Raw genomic sequence first — 17929 nt, 5'->3', positions numbered from 1 at the left:
CCGAGTCGGCACTAGCGCGCGCTGCCAGAAGCCCGAGTCGGCGCCACCGCGCGCCCCCAGAGGCCCGAGTCGGCGCGACGGCGCGCTCCCAGAAGCCCGAGTCGGCGCTACCGCGCGCGCCCTCGACAAGAACGCGGTCACCCAGGCGCGCACGCGCCGACTCGGCACTCCCCACACGCGCGCAAGCGCCGACTCGGCACTCCCCACACGCGCGCAAGCGCCGACTCGGCACTCCCCACACGCGCGCACGCGCCGAGTCGGCAGGCTGCCTGAACGGTCAGGCGAGCACCTGGAGGGCGCCGGGGGCCACCTCGACGACGGCGGGGGGCCTGCCCAGGCGGGGCAGGACGCCGAGCGGCTCGCCGTCACCGCCCACGGGCACCCCGTGGCCGCGGGCGGAGCCGGCAGGGTCGGCGGTGAGCTCGACGCGGCGACCGCGCAGCACGGTCACCTCGGGCAGGGCCACGTGGCCGCCGTCGTAGACCTTGGGCAGCGCGCGGATCAGCTCCAGCCGGCCGGCGGCCTCGATCACGACGACGTCGAGCAGGCCGTCGTCGAGCACGGCGTCGGGGGCGATCTTCATGCCCTTGCCGTAGTAGGCCGAGTTGGCGACGACGACCGTGGCCGCGGTGTACTCCCCCACCACCCCGTCGACGACTACCCGGAACCGGCCGGGCTGGTAGGTGGCCAGCGAGCGGACCGCGGCGTAGGGGTACTGCAGCGTGCGGGGCAGCAGGTGCGCCCGGTCGACGACGGCGGCCGCGTGCGCGTCGACGCCGCAGTAGACCGACCCCGCCACCCGGCGCGGCGCGGAGCCCGACCCGGACCCGAGCTCCAGGTCGAGAAGGTCGACGGCGCGGGCCGGCTGGTGCAGCAGCACCTCGGCCAGCGCGGCGGGGTCCTCGGGCAGCCCGAGCATCCGGGCGAAGTCGTTGCCGCGGCCGGCGGGCACGACGGCCAGCGTGCCGCCCGCGCGCGAGACCGGCCCGGCCAGCGAGGAGACCATGCCGTCGCCGCCCACCGAGACCACGACGTCGTCGCGCTCGAGCGCGGCCCGCACCACCGCTGCCATCGCCTGCGGCCCCGGTGAGTAGGTGACGTCGACGCGCGCGCCGGCGTCGCGCAGCAGCCGCGCCACCGGCACGACCGCCTCGGGCGCCGCGCCGCCGCCGGAGGCGGGGTTGACGACGAAGCTGAACGACCGCTCGGGGGAGCCGCTCACGGGACCAGCACCCCCGGGTTGAGCACGCCGGTGGGGTCGAGGTCGGCCTTGACGGCGCGCAGCACCGAGCCGCCGAGCTCGCCGATCTCGCGGGTCAGCCACGGCTTGTGGTCGGTGCCGACGGCGTGGTGGTGGGTGATCGTGGCGCCCGCGGCGGTCATCGCGTCGCTGGCGGCGGCCTTGGCGGCCAGCCAGCGCTCCAGCGGGTGGTCGCCGCCGGGCGTGGCGACGGTGAAGTACAGCGAGCAGCCGGTCTCGTAGACGTGCGAGACGTGGCAGAGCACCAACGTCCCCTCGCCGAGCGAGGCCTGCAGCGCGCTGCGCACGACGTCGTAGACGGCCTCGCGTCGCGACCAGAACGTGGCGGTCTCGAGGGTCTCGACCAGCACACCCACGTCGAGCAGCGCGTCGCGGAGGTACGGCGCGTCGAAGCGCCCGCGCACCCACGCCTCGCCGGCCTCGGCGCCCACGCAGCGGCCGCCGCGGGCCTCGAGCACGGCGGCCACGGCGGCGCGCCTGGCCTCCACCACCTCGGGCTCGCCCTCGTAGCCGGTGATCATCAGGCAGGCGCCGTCGGCGTTCTCCTGCCCGATGGCGTCGGGGTGGGCCAGGTTGAGACCGGACTCCGCCTCGTCGGAGAGCCGCAGCACGGTGGGCAGCAGACCCGCCTGCGCGAGGGTGCGCATGGCCTCGGTGCCGGTGGCGAAGTCGGGCCAGCGCCAGCCCTCGTAGCGGCGCTCGGCCGGCACCGGCCGCACCCGCACGGTGACCTCGGTGATGACGCCGAACGCGCCCTCCGAGCCCAGCACCAGCTGGCGCAGGTCGGGACCGGCAGCCGTGGCCGGCGCGGTGCCCAGGCGCCACTCGCCCCGCGGGGTGGCCACGCGCAGGGCGACGACGAGCGCGTCGAAGCGCCCGTAGCCGGCGCTGGCCTGCCCGCTGGAGCGGGTGGCCGCGAAGCCGCCGATGGTGGCGTGCTCGAAGCTCTGGGGGTAGTGGCCGAGGGTGAGGCCCTCGGCGGCGAGCAGCGCCTCGGCCTCGGGACCGCGCAGGCCGGGCTCGAGGGTGGCGGTCATGGAGGTGCGGTCGACGCCGAGCAGGCGCTTCATCCGCACCAGGTCGAGGCTGACCAGCCCGGCGTAGCCCTCGCGCCGCGCCACCAGCCCGCCGGTCACCGAGGTGCCGCCCCCGAAGGGCACCACGGCCACGTGGTGCTGCACCGCCCAGGCCAGCACGGCTGCCACCTCCTCGTGGTCGCCGGGGCGGACGACGGCGTCGGGCGCGTCGTCGAGGTCGCCGCTGCGCTGCCGCAGGAGGTCGGGTGTGGACTTGCCGCGGGTGCGCAGGCGGCGGGTGGCGTCGTCGGTGTGCACGTGGTCGGCGCCCACCACCGCGCGCAGGCTCTCGAGCAGGTCGTCGGCCAGGCCGCTCGCCGGCAGCGTGACGGCGTCCAGCGCGGGCCGCTCGTGCACGCCGAAGACCATCTCGACCAGACCCCTCGCGCCGTCGGGCAGGCCGCCGGCGCGGGCGGGGTCGCCCCAGCGGCTGGGGTGCATCTCGGGCTGCTCGTGGGCCGGTCGCGTGCTGCTCATGTGTTACAGTGTGACACATGGCGTCACTTCGTCACAACACTTCATCTCCTCCCCCGAGCGAGCCGGGCCCGCGCGACGGCTACCTCGACGCCGCCCGCGCCTGCCTGCTCGACGTCGGCTGGCGGCGCACCACCCTCACCGAGGTCGCCCGTCGCGCCGGCGTCTCGCGGATGACGATCTACCGCACCTGGAACGACATGCCCCAGCTGCTGGGCGACCTGATGACGCGCGAGTGGTCGCAGGTGATGGCCGCGACCGCCGTCGCGGAGTCCCCGGAAGCCGGCGGCGACGCCGTCGAGCGGATCGCCGACGGCGTGCTGGCCGCGGTGCGCGCGCTGCGCGGCAACGAGCTGTTCGTGCGCATCGTCGAGGTCGACCCCGAGCTCGTGCTCCCCTACCTGCTCCACCGGCGCGGCCGCTCGCAGGACCTGGTCCTGGCGGCGGGCGAGGAGGCCATCGCCGCCGGTCAGCGGGCCGGCCGGGTGCGCGCGGGCGAGCCCGTCCTCATCGCCCGGGCACTGCTGCTGGCGCTGCACGGCTTCGTGATCTCCGCGCACACCATGGTCGACGACGCCGTCAGCGCCGAGGCGCTCGAGGCCGAGCTGCGCCACCTCGTGCGCGCGGTGCTGGCGCCGTGAGCACGCACGCGTCCCCCACCCGGATCGCCCCCGGTCTCGCCGGCGTGCCGGAGGAGGTCGACGTCGTCGTCGTCGGGCTCGGCGTCACGGGTGCCGGCGTGGCGCTCGACGCCGTCAGCCGGGGCCTCAGCGTGCTCGCCGTCGACGCCCACGACCTGGCCTTCGGCACCTCGCGCTGGTCCTCCAAGCTGGTGCACGGCGGTCTGCGCTACCTGGCCAACGGGCAGGTGGGGGTGGCCCACGAGAGCGCGGTGGAGCGCGGCGTGCTGATGGAGAGCACTGCTCCGCACCTGACCCGCCCGATGGCCACGGTGCTGCCGCTCACCTCCTCGGTGGGCCGCGCGCAGGCGGGCCTCGTGCACGCCGGGCTGCTGGCCGGCGACGGCCTGCGCCGCGCCGCCGGCACCGCCGCCGACACGCTCCCCCGCCCGCGCCGACTCACCCGCACCGAGGTGCTGCAGATGGCACCCGCGCTGCGCCCCGAGGGCCTGCGCGGCGGGCTGCTCTCGTGGGACGGCCAGCTGGAGGACGACGCCCGCCTGGTCACCACCATCGCTCGCACCGCCGCCGGCCTCGGCGCCCACGTGCGCACCCGCGCCCGGGTGCTCTCTGCCACCGGCACGCAGGTGGTGCTGCGCGACGGGCTGACCGGCGCCACCGCCCGCGTCGCCTGCCGCGCCGTCGTCAACGCCGCGGGTGTGTGGGCCGGCGACCTGGACGAGCAGGTGCGCCTGCGCCCCAGCCGTGGCACCCACCTGGTGCTGCGCGCCGAGGCCCTGCCGGGTCTGAGCGTCTCGGTGTTCGCCCCCGTGCCGGGCCACACCAACCGCTTCGTGCTGGTGCTCCCCCAGGCCGACGGCACCGTCTACGTGGGGCTCACCGACGAGCCCGCCCCCGGCCCGGTGCCCGACGTCCCCGTGCCCACCGAGCCCGAGATCGGCTTCCTGCTCGACGTCGTCGCGGCCGCGTTCTCGCGGCCGCTGCACCGCACCGACGTCGTCGGCGCCTTCGCGGGGCTGCGCCCACTGCTCGACGCCGGTGACGGCTCCACCGCCGACCTCTCCCGACGTCATGCCGTGCTCACCGGGCGCAGCGGCGTCGTCACGGTGGTGGGCGGCAAGCTGACCACCTACCGCCGGATGGCGCAGGACGCGCTCGACGTCGCCCTCGCCACGGCGCCCGGTGGGCTCGACGCCGGCCCGTGTCGCACCCGAGAGCTGCCGCTGCTGGGCGCCGCCCCCCGCCCCGAGCTGGCCGCGCTCGAGCTGCCGCCCCGGCTCGTGCGCCGGTACGGCACGGACGCCGCACTGGTGCTGCACATCGCGCGCGAGGTCACCGGCCTCGGCGCCGACGAGCTGATCGCCCCGGTGGCACCCGGCGTGCCCACCGCCCTGGCCGAGCTCGTCTTCGGCGTGACCCACGAGGGCGCGCACGACGTCGGCGACCTGCTGGACCGCCGCACCCGGGTCGGCCTGGTGCCCGCCGACCGCGCCCTGGCCGTGCCCGCCGCCGAGCGCGCCCTGGCACTCGTCGCCGGCTGAGCGATGAGTTCATCGCGCGACCCTGGTCGTCACCGCAGACACCAGGCAGACTGCGGAGGGCCCAGGATGACGACGACCACGATCAGCACCGAGGAGACGGGTGTGACGACCCGCGAGAGCACGACACCCGACGAGCTCGAGGACTTCGACACCCTCACCTCGCGCTACCAGCGCGAGCTGCTGGCGCACTGCTACCGGATGAGCGGCTCGGTGCACGAGGCCGAGGACCTGGTCCAGGAGACCTTCCTGCGCGCGTGGAAGGCCAGCGCCGGCTTCCAGGGCCGCAGCTCGGTGCGCACCTGGCTGTACCGGATCGCCACCAACGTGTGCCTCACCAACCTGGAGGGCCGGCCCCGCAGGCCGCTGCCCACCGGGCTCGGCACCGCCGACTCGCAGGCCGGTGACGCCCTCGAGGTCGACCAGGAGGTCGCCTGGCTCCAGCCCGTGCCCGACGCCGCGGTGGTGGTGGAGGAGCGCGACACCATCCGACTCGCCTTCGTGGCCGCCCTGCAGCACCTGCCCGCCCGCCAGCGCGCGGTGCTGATCATGCGCGACGTGCTGCGCTGGAGCGCCGCCGAGACCGCCGCCTCGCTCGACACCACGGTGGCCGCCGTCAACTCCGCGCTGCAGCGTGCGCACGCCCAGATGCAGGAGCGCGGCCTGACCGAGGACACCGTCGTCGAGGAGCTCACCCCCGAGCAGGAGGGGCTGCTGTCCCGCTACGTGGAGGCCTTCTGGCGCAAGGACATCGAGGCGATCGTCGCCATGCTGCGCGCCGACGCCGTGTGGGAGATGCCGCCGTTCACCGGCTGGTACCTGGGCGCCGAGAACATCGGCCGGCTCATCGACGGACAGTGCCCCGGCGGGACGCACGACATGCCGATGGTGCGCACCACCGCCAACGGCCAGCCGGCCTTCGGCCTCTACATGCGTCAGCCCGACGGCACCTTCCGTCCCTTCCACCTGCAGGTGCTCGACCTCGACGGCACCCGGGTGCGCCACGTCGGCGCCTTCTTCGAGGAGGGCACCTTCGAGCGCTTCGGCCTGCCCGCGATGCTGCCGGCAGGCTACGACCCGGCGACGGTCTCGTGACCCGGCCGGGCCCGCGCCCGGCCGACCCGCTCGCGATCCCCGGACTGCCCGACCCGGTGCTGCTGCTCGAGCGCGCGCTCGAGCACACCCGGCCGGTGCTGGCCGCTCTCCGGTCGACCGCGCGCCCCGGCCTGCTGGAGCTTCCGACGCCGTGCGCGGCCTGGACCCTCGGGGAGCTGCTGGCCCACATGGACGACGGCCTGGCCGCCTTCGACGAGGGCGCCGACGGGCGGGTCGACGTCGCGGGCTCCCCGTCCGTCCCGTCCTTCCCGTCCCTCACCGCCGCGGTGCGGGTCGACGCGCTGTGCCGCCGCTCGAGCCACCTGCTGGGCCGCTGGAGCGCCGCACCGCCGCCCCTCACCCGGGTCGACGGCGTCCCGGTCCCGACCGGGCTCGTCGCGCTGACGGCGGCGCTCGAGGTGGCCGTGCACGGCTGGGACGTGGCCGCCGCCGTCGGCCGTCCGGCGCCGCTCGCCCCCGCGCTCGCCCGCGACCTGCTCGAGGTGGCAGCGGTGCTCGTGGACCCCGCGGACCGGGGGGTTCGCTTCGCCACGGCCCTTCCGCCCGCGGCGTCCGCGGACGCCAGCACCCGGCTGCTGGCGCTGCTGGGTCGCGGTAGGTCAAGACCAGCCGCCACCAACCACGGCGTTCGCCGTACAGGGGAGCCGCGCGCTTCCTAGGCTGCGGCCATGACGATCGACGGCGGGGGCCGTGACACGTGTCGCGAGGTCGGAGCGGGTGGTGACGTCGACGTCGCCGCGACCCTGCAGCTGGCGGGCATGCTGGCCCGCAGCGGGCAGGTGGGCGAGGCCCTCGCGGTGCTGGAGGCGCTGCGCTCCTCGCAGGGGCCGATCGACCCGCTGGAGCACGCACGACTGCTGGCCCTGCTCGTGGACTGTCGCCTGGCCCGTGGCGACCTGGGTGACGCGCTCGAGCTGCGCGAGGAGCTGCCGGCGCTCTGCCGCCCCGAGCAGGCAGCTGCGGTAGCCGCGCTGGCCGAGCACGCCCTGGGCGAGATCGAGCTGGCCCTCGGCGCGCCCGAGGCCGCCCTGGCCCACTTCCGTCGTGCCGGCGACCGCGAGGCCGAGCTGTCGCCCGAGCACCGGCTCGCGCCCGACGACCTGCCGTGGCGGGTCGGCGCGGTGCTGGCGCTCGTGCGCGGCGGCGGCCGTGACGCCGACCACCTGGCCGGCGCCCAGCTCGTGGCCGCGACCACCTCCGGCTCGGCGCACGCCGTCGCACAGGCGCTGCGCACCCTGGCCACCACCGACGGCGGAGGCCGCCGCCTGGTGCTGCTGCGCGAGGCCCAGGAGGCCCTGGCCGGCGTTCCCGCGGCTCGGTTGGCGGCCCAGATCGCGACCGACGTCGCCGGCGTGCTGCTGCTCCAGGGCGACCCCGCCGCCCGCACCGAGGCCGTCGCGCTGCTGCGCTCGGCCGAGACCTACGCGGACGGCGAGCAGCTGTGGCCGCTCCAGAGTCGTGTCCACCGGCTGCTGGAGCGCGCGGGCGAGACCCCGCGCCGCGTCCACGCCGAGGCCCTCGCCGCGCTGACCCAGGCCGAGCGCCGCGTCGCGGTGCCGGCGGCGGCCGGGCACAGCAACCGGCAGATCGCCGGCGAGCTGCTGCTGAGCGTCAAGGCCGTCGAGTGGCACCTCTCGCGGGTCTACCGCAAGCTCGGCATCCGCTCGCGCCGCGCCCTGGCCGAGGTGCTGGCACCCAGCTGACCCGTCAGTCGTCGCGCATCGGGTGGGCCAGCTCGTCGGCGGGCAGCCGGGCTGCCACCACGGCGACCACCGCCACCACACCGGGCACGATGCCGGCGAGGAAGAACGTGGCCTCGAGCCCGATCCACTGCGAGACCGGGCCGGCCAGCGCCATCGAGACCGGCATCAGGCTGATGGAGACGAAGAAGTCCAGCGAGGCGACCCGGCCGAGCAGGTGCGCCGGCACCCGACGCTGCAGCAGCGTGCCCCAGATGACCATCGGGGCGGAGAAGAAGACGCCGAGCACCAGCGCCGCCACCACGACCTGCCACACGGCGGTGGCCAGCACCATGGCGATGAACGGCAGGCAGCCCACACCCCACATCAGGTTCATCACCGTCAGGTAGCGCCGCGGCATGGGCCGTGAGGCCATCACCAGGGACCCGAGCGCGCCGCCGATGCCGAACGCCGCGAGCACCAGGGCATGGTCGCCCGGCCCGCCGCCGAGGCGGTCCTTGATCAGGAAGGGGACCAGCACCTCGAGCGGCCCCATCATTACCAGGATCATGATCGAGGCGAACAGCAGCGTGGCCAGCAGCCACGGCGTGCGCACCATGTACGCGAAGCCCTCGCGGATGTCGGCCAGCGCCGACGCCACCGCGCCCTGCCCGGGCTCCCCGAGCGTGAGGTCGCGGCGCACGGGCGTGCGCGGCACGGCGGTGAGCGCCAGCAGCCCCACCAGCGACGACAGGGCGGCCAAGCCCAGGGCCGCTGCCGGGTTGACGGCCGCGACGGCGATGCCGGCCAGCGCCGGGCCGGCGGCCTGCCCGATGGTCGGCCGCACCATCCCCTCGAAGCCGTTGACCGCCATCAGGTCCTCCTCGGCGACCAGCGCGGGCAGCCAGGCCGAGTAGGCGGGGTAGTAGAAGGCCATGCCCGCGCCGGCAGCGAAGGAGACGCCCATCAGCCAGCCGACCGTCGTGGCGTCGAGGGCCGAGAGCGTCGCCACCAGCCCCATGCCGGCCAGCTCCACGGCAGCCACGCACAGCAGGATGCTCTTCTGCGGCACCCGGTCGGCCACCACCCCGCCCAGCAGGGCGGGGATCAGCACCCCCACCGCGCCGGCGGTGGTGACCAGCGAGAGCGTGCCCGGGCCGCCGTCGATGCGGATGACCTCCCACACCAGGCCCACCACCCACATGCCCGAGGCCAGGCTGCTGAAGACCAGCGCGACCGCCAGCCGCCGGTAGCCCGGGTGGCGGAACGGCGTGAGCGCGCGCGGCAACGACCGCCCGCCGGCGCTCGCGACATCGGCGGCGGCGACGGGGTCGGGCGTGAGCTGCTCGGTCATCGGTCCTCCTTCACGCAGCAGTGTGCAGAGGAGGACCGACAGTCGCACCCGGATTCATCGGTGGTGGCGTCCTCCCAGGTCAGGAGCAGACACCCTCAACCGAGGTTGAAGTCAAGTGGTGACCTGGTGCGGTTGGCCGGCCTCAGGTCTGCGCGAACCAGCGGCCGAGGTCGGCGGAGATGCCGGGGCAGGTCCAGTTCATGTCGCGGTCGGCCTCGACCCACTGGCCCAGCACGGCCTCGCCGCCCTGGATCACCCACTCGTCGCCGCAGCGGGCGAGCGCCTCCTCGCCGGAGGTCTGGCCGGCGGCGCGCCACTCGGGCACGCCGAGCTCGAAGCCGCCCACGATCTCCTCCCACAGGAAGGGCGTGGAGTAGACGCCGATGGCGTAGCCCGCGTCGCGGTAGCCCTGGGCGACACCCTCGACGACGGCCGCGTTCTCGGTGAGGTCGGCGGGCCAGTCGAAGTCGGGCACCGGCTCGACGTCGATCCACACGATGGGGGTCGGGAAGTCGGCGCGGCGCATGTTCTCCACGTTGAAGAGCGCCTGCTGGTAGCCGGCGTTGCGCAGCGCGCCGAGCCGCGTGCCGCCGTCGAAGGGCCCGTCGTCGCCGAGCTCGCGCACCACCTCCTCGCCGGGCCAGCTGGCCACCGCGTACGCCGAGATCAGCAGGCTGCGCTCGCGCACCCAGGCCACCTGCTCGGCGAGGCACGGGTTGGGCGTGAACCCCGGGCCGTTGGTCAGCCCGACCACCACGTACTCGGCGTCGTCGACCGGCATCGGGCCGCCGTGCGAGCGCTTCTCGGGGATGCCCATGCCGGGCGGGCACTGCGGCCAGCTGACGTCGCCGCCCAGCACCGGCTCGCTGCGCGGCGGCACCCGGGTCTCGCCGGCCAGCTGCTCGGCGAGGTCACGCAGCTCGGGGTCGACGGCGGGCGGCGCGATCGGGCTGGGCACCTGGGTGGGTCTCGACGACGGCGACCCGGACACCGATCCGGATGCTGCGGCCGAGCCCTCCTCGGTGGCCGTGCCGGACTCCGCGGGGTCCGCGCCGGCGCAGGCCGCGAGCAGTGCGCAGATCGCCACCGCCGCTGCCGCCGTGCCGCGCACCCTGCCTCCGCTCCTCGTCGTCGGATCCTCCGCTCGACCTGAGGTCACCCGAGCCAGGCCATCGCCCGGCCGTGACCGTGCGTCCAGGCTACGGCCCGCCCGTCGAGACCGAGCACGAACGGCAGCGGCGCACGCTCGACCTCGCCCGGTGCGCCCGGCACGGTCGCCGTCACCCGGGGCAGCACCCGCGCCCCCTCGTTGCTGACCCAGTGGCAGGCGCCGTCGGCGACCAGGCCCGCCATCAGGTCGTGGAACCGCTCGCGGTCGTCGTCGGCGAGGTAGGCGATCACCGCACTGTGGAACACCACCACCGGTCCGTGGGCGGCAGCCTCGGCCACGACCGAGGGCAGCCGCTCGAGCAGGTCGCCGCGCACCAGGTGCGGCGGCTCGGCCCGCGCCACCTCGACGGCGCGGGCCAGCAGCGCCCGCCGGTCCTCGTGCTCGGGCCACACCAGCGTCCGCAGCCACGCCACCGTGTCGGCGTCGGTGACGTCGAGCGGGTTGAGGTCGACGCCGCCGCGCCACGCGACCTGCAGCGGGCCGTGCCCGAGCGGCGCGGGGCCGCTCACCTCGCAGCGCAGCGCCGGCTCCTCGCCGAGCGTGACCGGCCCGCGCTCGGTGCTCCACCGGTAGCCCCACCGGTCGGGGTAGAGGCACAGTCCCGCGCTGGCCCCCGCCTCGACCAGCGCCAGCGGCGCCCCCCGGTGCTGCCGGGCCACGGACGCGAACACCGGCTGCAGCGTCGCGAGTCGCCCGACCTCGTTGGTCTGCGTGGCGCGCGAGAGGATCGTGTCGCGGATCGAGCCGTCGTCGTCGAGCAGGGCCGCGCGCAGCCCGCCGAACGGGCCCGGCGCTGCGACGCCGTGCCACCGCGCGGCCGCGTACACGAGGTTGGGCTGCTGCTTGGCCTCGCGGAGAGCACTGATCCAGGCCTGGACCTCCGGGTCCCCGAGCACCCCGCGCGTCCAGTCCACGAACGTCGGGGAGTCCCCGCACTGACCCAGGAACGCCTCGTACTGCTCGCGCACCGACCCCGAGATCTGCATTCCCCTATCCTCGGGGTTTCGCCGGCACCGGCATAGGAGAGGGTGGAACCCATGACGACGCTCCTGGTGATCGGCGTGGTCGGCCTCGCGCTGCTGGCCGTCTCGCTGGTCGTCGGCGACCTCTTCGACGGCGCCCTCGACGGCCTGGAGGGTCTCGCGGGCGACGTCTTCTCCAGCGCCGTGATCGGCGCGTTCGTCTCGGCGTTCGGCTTCGGCGGAGCCGCGGCCGCCGGCGCGGGCCTCCCCGGCGCCGTCACCCTGCCCGTGGGCATCGGCTCCGGCGTGGTCTTCGCCTGGTTCGCCGTCTGGCTGACCCGCCTGGTCAAGGACGGCGGCAGCGACGCCACCCCCACCCTGGAGGCCACGGTCGGGCGCGACGCCGACGTCGTCACCGACATCCCCGCCGAGGGCTACGGCGTCGTCGTCGTCCGGCTCGGCGGCCACACGATGCGACTCAACGCCCGCTCCTCGGTGGCGCGCGCCCTCGAGACCGGCACCCCCGTGCACGTCACCGAGGTGCTCTCGCCCTCCGCCGTCGCCGTCGCGCCGGTGTGGCAGCTCGACGTCGACGAGCTCCCCGAACGCTGACCCTCGCTGGCACTCCCCCCCGACCCGACCCACCCTGCAGCACCAGCTCCGAAAGGCACCTCCATGCCCGACTCCCCGCTCGTCCCGATCATCGGCCTCATCGTCCTGGTGGTGCTGCTGGTCCTGCTGGTCACCAGTCGTTACAAGGTGGCAGGCCCCAACCAGGCGTTCATCGTCACCGGCCGCAAGGGCAAGGCGGTGCTCAACCCCGAGACCGGTGAGCTCTCCACCGACCTCTCGGGCCAGAAGGTGGTGCTCGGCGGCGGCGTCTTCGTGATCCCGTTCGTGCAGAAGCTCGCCACCATGGACCTCTCCAGCCGCCGCATCTCGGTGCAGATCCGTGGCGCCGTCTCGGGGCAGGGCATCAAGCTCAACGTCGAGGGCGTGGCCATCGTCAAGGTGGGCGGCAACGCCGACCAGATCCGGCTCGCCGCGCAGCGCTTCCTCAGCCAGCAGGCCGACGTCGAGCCGTTCACCCAGGAGGTGCTGGCCGGCGCGCTGCGCTCGATCGTCGGTGGCCTGACGGTGGAGCAGATCATCCGCGACCGCGCCGCCTTCGCCCAGCGCGTGGCCGACGAGTCCGAGAACTCCCTGACCGGTCAGGGCCTGATCCTCGACACCTTCCAGATCCAGGACGTCACCGACGACGGCTCCTACCTGGCCGACCTCGGTCGCCCGGAGGCCGCGCGGCTGAGCCAGGAGGCCCGGATCGCGGAGGCCAACGCCCGCCAAGCGGCCGAGCAGGCGCAGATCGCCGCCGAGCAGGAGATCGCCGTCGCCCAGCGCACGCTGGCGCTCAAGCAGGCCGAGATCAAGTCCGAGACCGACGCCGCCTCGGCGCAGGCCGCGGCCTCGGGTCCGCTGGCCCAGGCCGACCGCGACCAGGCGATCCTGCTCGAGCAGGAGAAGGTGGCCGTGCGCCAGGCGGCCCTGACCGAGCGCAAGCTCGAGACCGAGGTGCGCAAGCCCGCCGACGCCGAGCGCTACCGGGTGGAGCAGGACGCCGAGGCCAAGCGCTCGGCCGAGATCGCCGCCGCCGACGCCCGCAAGGCCTCCACCATCGCCGCCGCGCAGGCCAAGGCCGAGGAGGCCCGCCTGACCGGTGAGGCGGAGAAGTCGCGCCGTGCCGCCCTCGCCGAGGCCGAGGCCATCGAGGGCGCCAAGCGCGGTGAGGCCGAGAAGGCCCGCCGCGTGGCCGAGGCCGACGCCACCCGCGCCGAGGGTGAGGCCACCGCGGCCGCCACCTTGGCCATCGGCCAGGCCGAGGCCGAGGCGATGGACAAGCGCGCCGAGGCGTTCGCCAACTACAACGACGCCGCCGTGCTGCAGATGCTGATCGAGGTGCTGCCGCAGATCGCCAAGGAGGTGGCCGCCCCGATCGGCGCCATCGACCAGCTGACCGTCATCTCCACCGACGGCGCGAACGCGATGCCCAAGCAGGTCACCGAGAACGTGGTGCAGACGCTCAACATGCTCAAGACCTCCACCGGGCTCGACCTCGAGACGCTCATCCAGCGCTCGGTGCAGAAGGCCGCGGGCGGCATGGGCCTGGAGACCGGCGTCGGCGCGGCCACGGACGACACCGTCGCGGGGTCGACCAGCTCCTCCACGTGAGGTCGCGCACCGCGACCCGGCCGGGCGGTTCCAGCACGAGGTCCGGCAAGAGGTCCGGGAAGGGGGGCGCGGCGGGCGCGTTCGGAGGGCTGGTCCTCCTCCTCGGGGGCTTCGTGGTCCTGATCTGGGGCTCGGTCGTGATCGCCCGCCCGTGGATCGGCTGGCTCGACACCTGGGTCGCCGACGGCGACCGTCGGTTGCTCGAGCTCGTCGTCGTCGGCTGGTGCTGGCTGCTGCTCGTGCCGGTGGTGCTCGCCACCGAGGTACGGCGCCGGCGCGGTGCCTGGTCGGCGGCACCGCTCTGGGCGCTGCTGGTGCTCGCGGCCCTGCCGATGCTCGCCTTCATGCCGAGCCGTGGTTCGGGCAGCGACCGCGGTGAGGACCTGGCGCAGGAGGTGCTCGCGGACTTCTCCGTGGGCAGCGACCTCGCCTGGGTGGCCATGGGTCTGCTGCTCTCGCTCCCCATGCTCGTGGCGGCGGCCAGCGGGGCAGGCGCCGGCGTCCGCGAGCCGCAGGGGCCGGTCCGCCGCTGGCGCACCACCGTCGTGGTGTGGACCCTGGTCTGGGGAGCCGGCGCGACGCTGGTCTGGTTCACGGTGGAGAGCTACGGATCGCGCGGCGACTGGCTGGCCACCTCCGCACAGGAGCTGGCAGGACCCGGCGAGGGTTCCGAAGCGGTCACCTCTGACTTCCAGGTGGGCCTGGCCCCCTCGCGCGCCGCGGTGGTCTCGTGCGAGGAGGCAGCACAGGCACTCGCCGTCGACGGCGGCTCGCCGTCGCTGGAGGGCTGCCGCTCCGCGCTGCTCGTCGAGGCCGTGGGCAGGGTCGGGTCGGACACGGACCGGCGCGACACCGGCTCCCTCGTGGCGGTGGTGCTGCAGACCCGCACCGAGCGTGCCCTGAACCAGCTCGACGACGACCTCGACGACGTCGAGCTGGTGCCCGGCGCCGGCCTGCCCGAGCCGCCGGGCGACACCCTCGCCACGCCAGCGCGGGCCGCCCTCGCACTGGTCATCGCCGCCGAGGACCCCGGCGAGGCGCCCACCGGCGACGACCCGGCCTCGGCCGAAGCCCGTCCGCTCACCCGGGCGCTGGCCTACGTGCTGATCGGGACCTCCCAGGGGTTCTACCCGGCGCCGCCGGAGGTGCCGCAGGGATGAGCCGGCGACCTGCCGCCCCGCCCACCGACGACGGGGCCCGCCTGCCGCGGCACTGGGGGGTGATCGTGGTGGCCGTGGCCCTCCTGGCGGTCGGGTTGGTCGTCGTGGGACTGCTCGTCCTCGCGCCCGCCTGGAGCGACCTGCTGGTGGCCGCCGCCGGTGACGACGCGCCGCGGGTCGTGCTGCTGGCCCACCTGTGGGGCGCCCTGACGCTGGTGTGGGCGGGCGCGCTCGTTCCGGCACTCCCCCGGTACGGCCGCGCCGCCTGGGGGCTGGCCGCCGTCGCCGCCGGCTGGGGGGCGCCACTCGCCGTGTTCGTGCACGGGGGCCGGGGCGCGAGCTCCCCTCCCGACCTGTTCGACCGGCTGCTCAGTGCGAACGGCGTCGACGAGGCCATGCTGACCCCTTCGTTGCTGGTGCTCGCCGCGGTGCCGCTCGCCGCCGTCGCCCTCGCGCACGCCCGCTCGCGGCGCAGCGTCGCGGTGGTGCTCGCCTGGTACCTGGGCGCCTGGGGTGCCTCCGCCGCCTTCGCCGTCAGCCGGGTGACCTGAGCCGGCCGAGCACAGGGAGCAGGCCTTCGAGCTGGACGGCAGTGCAGGGAGCCGGAAGACCGCGGACGTCGACGCACCCGCCCGCCACCTCGACCACGTCCTGCCCACGGGAGAACGACGACAGCACCGAGGCCGAGAACCTCCATCGAGTTGGGCCTCAGACAGCTGCTCGTCGACGACGCCTACGCCCAGGGCTGAGCGCAGTGAACCCCGTCAGCCGTTGAGGACCGCGTGGGAGATCAGGTGGTCCAGCTTGCGGATGTCGATGCCCTTGCCCAGCTTCACCTTGATGTGTCCGGCCCGCGTCCAGAGCTCCATCTCCGCATTGAAGTCGATCTTGCCGGCGTTCTCCGACGACCACATGTTGATCGACGAGTACGGCAACGAATAGATCTCGACCTTCTTGCCGGTGATGCCCTGGGCGTCACGCACGATCAGGCGCTTGTTGGTGAAGATCGCGCTGTCCCGGTACGTCTTGTAGGCAGCCCACGGCTGCTCGCCCTCGACCAGGATGGGGCCGAGGTCGGGCGGGATCGGGCACTCGGCGACGAAGGTCCAGGCGGTGATGGGAGCTGTCTCCATCGCGCCACCCTACGAGCCGTCAGCGCCGCTCGCCGCACGGTGCGCATGATGGGTCCGTGACCGCCGACGCGCACCAGCCCGCCGTCCGCCAGCTCCGTGTCGTCGTCGAGGCCGACGACTACGACGCCGCCGTCGCGCTGTTCCGCGACGTGCTCGGCATGCCTGCCCTGGCCTCGTTCTCGCAGGGCGACGACGCCCAGGTCGTCATCCTCGACGCCGGCCGGGCGACGCTGGAGATCGCGAACCCCGCCCACAAGCGCTTCATCGACGACGTCGAGGCCGAGGGGCGGCCGAGCCCGACCATCCGCGTCGCGCTCGAGGTGGCGGACACCCCCGCGGCCACCGACGCCGCCGTCGCGGGCGGCGCCGAGCTGGTGGCCGCTCCGCGGCTCACGCCGTGGCAGTCGGTGAACTCGCGGCTCGACGTGCCGGCCGCACCGGGGCTGCAGATCACCCTCTTCGCCGAGCAGCTCGACGACGGGGCCCGCGCGGCGCGCGAGGGCTTCGCGCCGTGAGGAGGCTCCGCCTCAGTCGGTCTTGAGCGCCACGTAGGTGGTCTCGAGGTACTCGTCGATCCCCTCGAAGCCACCCTCGCGGCCGAACCCGCTGGCCTTGACGCCGCCGAAGGGGGCGGCGGCGTTGGAGACCAGGCCGGTGTTGACGCCGACCATGCCGAAGTCCAGGCCCTCGGCCAGCCGGATGGTGCGCTGCAGGTCGCGGGTGAACACGTAGGAGGCGAGGCCGTACTCGGTGGAGTTGGCGCGCTCGATGGCCTCCTCCTCGGTGGCGAAGGTGGTGATGGGCGCGACCGGGCCGAAGATCTCCTCGGTGTTGATCGCCGAGTCCGCCGGCACGTCCACCAGCACGGTCGGCTCGTAGAAGTAGCCCGCGCCCTCCTTCGCGCTGCCGCCCGTGAGCACCCGCGCGCCGTCGTGGACGGCGTCGGTGACCAGCTGGCTGACCGACTCCAGGGCGCGCTCGTCGATCAGGGGGCCGACGTCGACGCCGTCGTCCTGACCACGGCCGAGGGTCAGGGCGCCCATCCGGTCGGCGAGGCGCTGCGAGAAGTCCGCCGCCACCGACTCGTGCACGAGGAAGCGGTTGGCCGAGGTGCAGGCCTCGCCCATGTTGCGCATCTTCGCCAGCATGGCGCCCTCGACGGCGGCGTCGAGGTCGGCGTCGTCGAAGACCAGGAACGGGGCGTTGCCGCCGAGCTCCATGCTGACCCGCAGCAGCTGGGGGGCGGAGAGCTCGACGAGGTGGCGTCCGACGGCGGTGGAGCCGGTGAAGCTGAGCTTGCGCAGCCGGTCGTCACCGAGCAGCGCGGTGCTGAGACCGCCGGCGTCGGTGGTGGTGACGACGTTGAGCACGCCCGCGGGCAGGCCGACCTCCTCGAGCAGCGCGGCCAGCGCCAGCGTGGTGAGCGGCGTCTGGGCGGCCGGCTTGACGACCATCGTGCAGCCGGCGGCGATGGCGGGGCCGATCTTGCGGGTCCCCATCGCGAGCGGGAAGTTCCACGGCAGGACGAACAGGCACGGACCCACCGGCTTGCGGATCGTCAGGATCCGGCTGCCACCGGCGGGGGCGGGCAACCAGCTGCCCTGGATGCGCACGGCCTCCTCGGCGTACCAGCGGAAGAAGTCGGCGCCGTAGGCCACCTCGCCGCGCGCCTCGGCCACCGGCTTGCCCATCTCCAGGCTCATCAGCTCGGCGAACTCGTCGGTGCGCTCGGTGATCAGCTCGAAGGCGCGGCGCAGCACGTCGCTGCGCTCGCGCGGCGGCGTCGCGGCCCACGCGGCCTGCGCGGCGACGGCGGCGTCGAGCGCCTCGACGGCGTCGTCCGGCGTGCCGTCCGCCACCTCGGCGAGCACCGATCCGTCGGCTGGGTCGAGCACCTCGATCCGGGCTCCGGAGGACGACTCGCGCCACTCCCCACCGATGAGGAGGTGACGCTGCTGCTGGGGCACGAGGTCGAGTCCGCTCATGGGACCACTGTGGCACCCCGGCGGTCACCGGCGCTGCGCCCCGGCCGCCCCGATCAGCGGCGAGCAGGTGTCGGCCGATCGGCCGTCTGGACAGGTCGGCCACTTCTGTCCAAGAGGTGACGCCCCGCGGGGTACCGCGCTAGCATGGGCACG

At 74.8% G+C, this 17929-nt stretch carries 17 protein-coding genes; 10 read left to right on the top strand and 7 right to left on the bottom strand.

What is annotated here, in order from left to right; genetic code table 11:
* Nucleotides 1–277: 277 nt before the first annotated feature.
* On the bottom strand, nt 278–1222 hold the full coding sequence (locus ABD948_RS00725; protein ID WP_345262123.1) for a diacylglycerol/lipid kinase family protein: 945 nt from the start codon (nt 1220–1222) through the stop codon (nt 278–280).
* Entirely contained in the window at nt 1219–2814 is a 1596-nt protein-coding gene (locus ABD948_RS00720) for an FAD-binding oxidoreductase (RefSeq protein WP_345262122.1), read from the bottom strand. The genes ABD948_RS00725 and ABD948_RS00720 overlap by 4 nt, the downstream gene beginning before the upstream one ends.
* A 17-nt stretch (nt 2815–2831) precedes the next feature.
* Between ABD948_RS00720 and ABD948_RS00715 the strand changes: the two genes are divergently transcribed.
* From ABD948_RS00715 to ABD948_RS00695, 5 genes are all read left to right on the top strand, one after another.
* A complete protein-coding gene (locus ABD948_RS00715) occupies nt 2832–3452 on the top strand; it encodes a TetR/AcrR family transcriptional regulator (protein ID WP_345262121.1) in 621 nt (206 codons plus the stop codon).
* A complete protein-coding gene (locus ABD948_RS00710; protein WP_345262120.1) occupies nt 3449–4993 on the top strand; it encodes a glycerol-3-phosphate dehydrogenase/oxidase in 1545 nt (514 codons plus the stop codon). Before ABD948_RS00715 ends, ABD948_RS00710 begins: the two co-directional genes overlap by 4 nt.
* A 66-nt stretch (nt 4994–5059) precedes the next feature.
* Nucleotides 5060–6085: a sigma-70 family RNA polymerase sigma factor gene (locus ABD948_RS00705; RefSeq protein WP_345262119.1), complete on the top strand. Its 1026-nt coding sequence runs from the start codon at nt 5060–5062 to the stop codon at nt 6083–6085.
* Complete coding sequence (locus ABD948_RS00700; RefSeq protein WP_345262118.1) at nt 6082–6765, top strand: TIGR03086 family metal-binding protein; 684 nt, start codon at nt 6082–6084, stop codon at nt 6763–6765. The genes ABD948_RS00705 and ABD948_RS00700 overlap by 4 nt, the downstream gene beginning before the upstream one ends.
* A gap of 9 nt (nt 6766–6774) precedes the next feature.
* Nucleotides 6775–7809: a helix-turn-helix transcriptional regulator gene (locus tag ABD948_RS00695; RefSeq protein ID WP_345262117.1), complete on the top strand. Its 1035-nt coding sequence runs from the start codon at nt 6775–6777 to the stop codon at nt 7807–7809.
* Between the two features lie 4 nt (nt 7810–7813).
* On the opposite strand, the gene ABD948_RS00690 is transcribed toward ABD948_RS00695, so the two are convergent.
* From ABD948_RS00690 to ABD948_RS00680, 3 genes are all read right to left on the bottom strand, one after another.
* Complete coding sequence (locus ABD948_RS00690; protein ID WP_345262116.1) at nt 7814–9139, bottom strand: MFS transporter; 1326 nt, start codon at nt 9137–9139, stop codon at nt 7814–7816.
* Between the two features lie 142 nt (nt 9140–9281).
* The gene (locus tag ABD948_RS00685; protein WP_345262115.1) at nt 9282–10250 is read right to left on the bottom strand and encodes a glycoside hydrolase family 25 domain-containing protein; all 969 of its coding nucleotides are present in this window, start codon (nt 10248–10250) and stop codon (nt 9282–9284) included.
* Between the two features lie 44 nt (nt 10251–10294).
* Nucleotides 10295–11296, bottom strand: coding sequence for a DUF2332 domain-containing protein (locus ABD948_RS00680; RefSeq protein ID WP_345262114.1), 1002 nt, complete (start codon nt 11294–11296; stop codon nt 10295–10297).
* Between the two features lie 51 nt (nt 11297–11347).
* Between ABD948_RS00680 and ABD948_RS00675 the strand changes: the two genes are divergently transcribed.
* The 4 genes from ABD948_RS00675 to ABD948_RS00660 all read left to right on the top strand — a co-directional run bounded on the left by ABD948_RS00675 (nt 11348) and on the right by ABD948_RS00660 (nt 15209).
* Nucleotides 11348–11884 carry a hypothetical protein gene (locus ABD948_RS00675; protein WP_345262113.1) on the top strand — a complete coding sequence of 179 codons (537 nt, stop codon included), beginning with the start codon at nt 11348–11350 and terminating at the stop codon, nt 11882–11884.
* 63 nt (nt 11885–11947) lie between these two features.
* The gene (locus ABD948_RS00670; RefSeq protein ID WP_345262112.1) at nt 11948–13498 is read left to right on the top strand and encodes a flotillin family protein; all 1551 of its coding nucleotides are present in this window, start codon (nt 11948–11950) and stop codon (nt 13496–13498) included.
* A gap of 113 nt (nt 13499–13611) precedes the next feature.
* A complete protein-coding gene (locus ABD948_RS00665; RefSeq protein ID WP_345262111.1) occupies nt 13612–14658 on the top strand; it encodes a hypothetical protein in 1047 nt (348 codons plus the stop codon).
* The gene (locus ABD948_RS00660; RefSeq protein ID WP_345262110.1) at nt 14655–15209 is read left to right on the top strand and encodes a hypothetical protein; all 555 of its coding nucleotides are present in this window, start codon (nt 14655–14657) and stop codon (nt 15207–15209) included. Before ABD948_RS00665 ends, ABD948_RS00660 begins: the two co-directional genes overlap by 4 nt.
* Before the next feature lie 213 nt (nt 15210–15422).
* On the opposite strand, the gene ABD948_RS00655 is transcribed toward ABD948_RS00660, so the two are convergent.
* A complete protein-coding gene (locus ABD948_RS00655) occupies nt 15423–15791 on the bottom strand; it encodes a PH domain-containing protein (protein ID WP_345262109.1) in 369 nt (122 codons plus the stop codon).
* A 56-nt stretch (nt 15792–15847) separates the two neighbouring features.
* On the opposite strand from ABD948_RS00655, the gene ABD948_RS00650 reads away from it, so the two are divergent.
* Nucleotides 15848–16306, top strand: coding sequence for a VOC family protein (locus ABD948_RS00650; protein ID WP_345262108.1), 459 nt, complete (start codon nt 15848–15850; stop codon nt 16304–16306).
* Nucleotides 16307–16318: 12 nt separating this feature from the next.
* On the opposite strand, the gene ABD948_RS00645 is transcribed toward ABD948_RS00650, so the two are convergent.
* Nucleotides 16319–17776, bottom strand: coding sequence for an NAD-dependent succinate-semialdehyde dehydrogenase (locus ABD948_RS00645; RefSeq protein ID WP_345262107.1), 1458 nt, complete (start codon nt 17774–17776; stop codon nt 16319–16321).
* Nucleotides 17777–17929: the final 153 nt, after the last annotated feature.

Source organism: Nocardioides nanhaiensis (genome assembly GCF_039542785.1).
Classification (GTDB): Bacteria; Actinomycetota; Actinomycetes; order Propionibacteriales; family Nocardioidaceae; genus Nocardioides; species Nocardioides nanhaiensis.
The sequence above is the reverse complement of the archived record's forward strand: the minus strand, read 5'-3'. Positions and strand labels throughout refer to the sequence as shown.

What these genes read in the sequence shown, in the direction of transcription:
- ABD948_RS00645 (WP_345262107.1), bottom strand. Translation starts at nt 17,776, where the DNA reads ATGAGCGGACTCGACCTCGTGCCCCAGCAGCAGCGTCACCTCCTCATC.
- ABD948_RS00675 (WP_345262113.1), top strand. Translation starts at nt 11,348, where the DNA reads ATGACGACGCTCCTGGTGATCGGCGTGGTCGGCCTCGCGCTGCTGGCC.
- ABD948_RS00695 (WP_345262117.1), top strand. Translation starts at nt 6,775, where the DNA reads ATGACGATCGACGGCGGGGGCCGTGACACGTGTCGCGAGGTCGGAGCG.
- ABD948_RS00680 (WP_345262114.1), bottom strand. Translation starts at nt 11,296, where the DNA reads ATGCAGATCTCGGGGTCGGTGCGCGAGCAGTACGAGGCGTTCCTGGGT.
- ABD948_RS00670 (WP_345262112.1), top strand. Translation starts at nt 11,948, where the DNA reads ATGCCCGACTCCCCGCTCGTCCCGATCATCGGCCTCATCGTCCTGGTG.
- ABD948_RS00660 (WP_345262110.1), top strand. Translation starts at nt 14,655, where the DNA reads ATGAGCCGGCGACCTGCCGCCCCGCCCACCGACGACGGGGCCCGCCTG.
- ABD948_RS00720 (WP_345262122.1), bottom strand. Translation starts at nt 2,814, where the DNA reads ATGAGCAGCACGCGACCGGCCCACGAGCAGCCCGAGATGCACCCCAGC.
- ABD948_RS00715 (WP_345262121.1), top strand. Translation starts at nt 2,832, where the DNA reads ATGGCGTCACTTCGTCACAACACTTCATCTCCTCCCCCGAGCGAGCCG.
- ABD948_RS00655 (WP_345262109.1), bottom strand. Translation starts at nt 15,791, where the DNA reads ATGGAGACAGCTCCCATCACCGCCTGGACCTTCGTCGCCGAGTGCCCG.
- ABD948_RS00705 (WP_345262119.1), top strand. Translation starts at nt 5,060, where the DNA reads ATGACGACGACCACGATCAGCACCGAGGAGACGGGTGTGACGACCCGC.
- ABD948_RS00690 (WP_345262116.1), bottom strand. Translation starts at nt 9,139, where the DNA reads ATGACCGAGCAGCTCACGCCCGACCCCGTCGCCGCCGCCGATGTCGCG.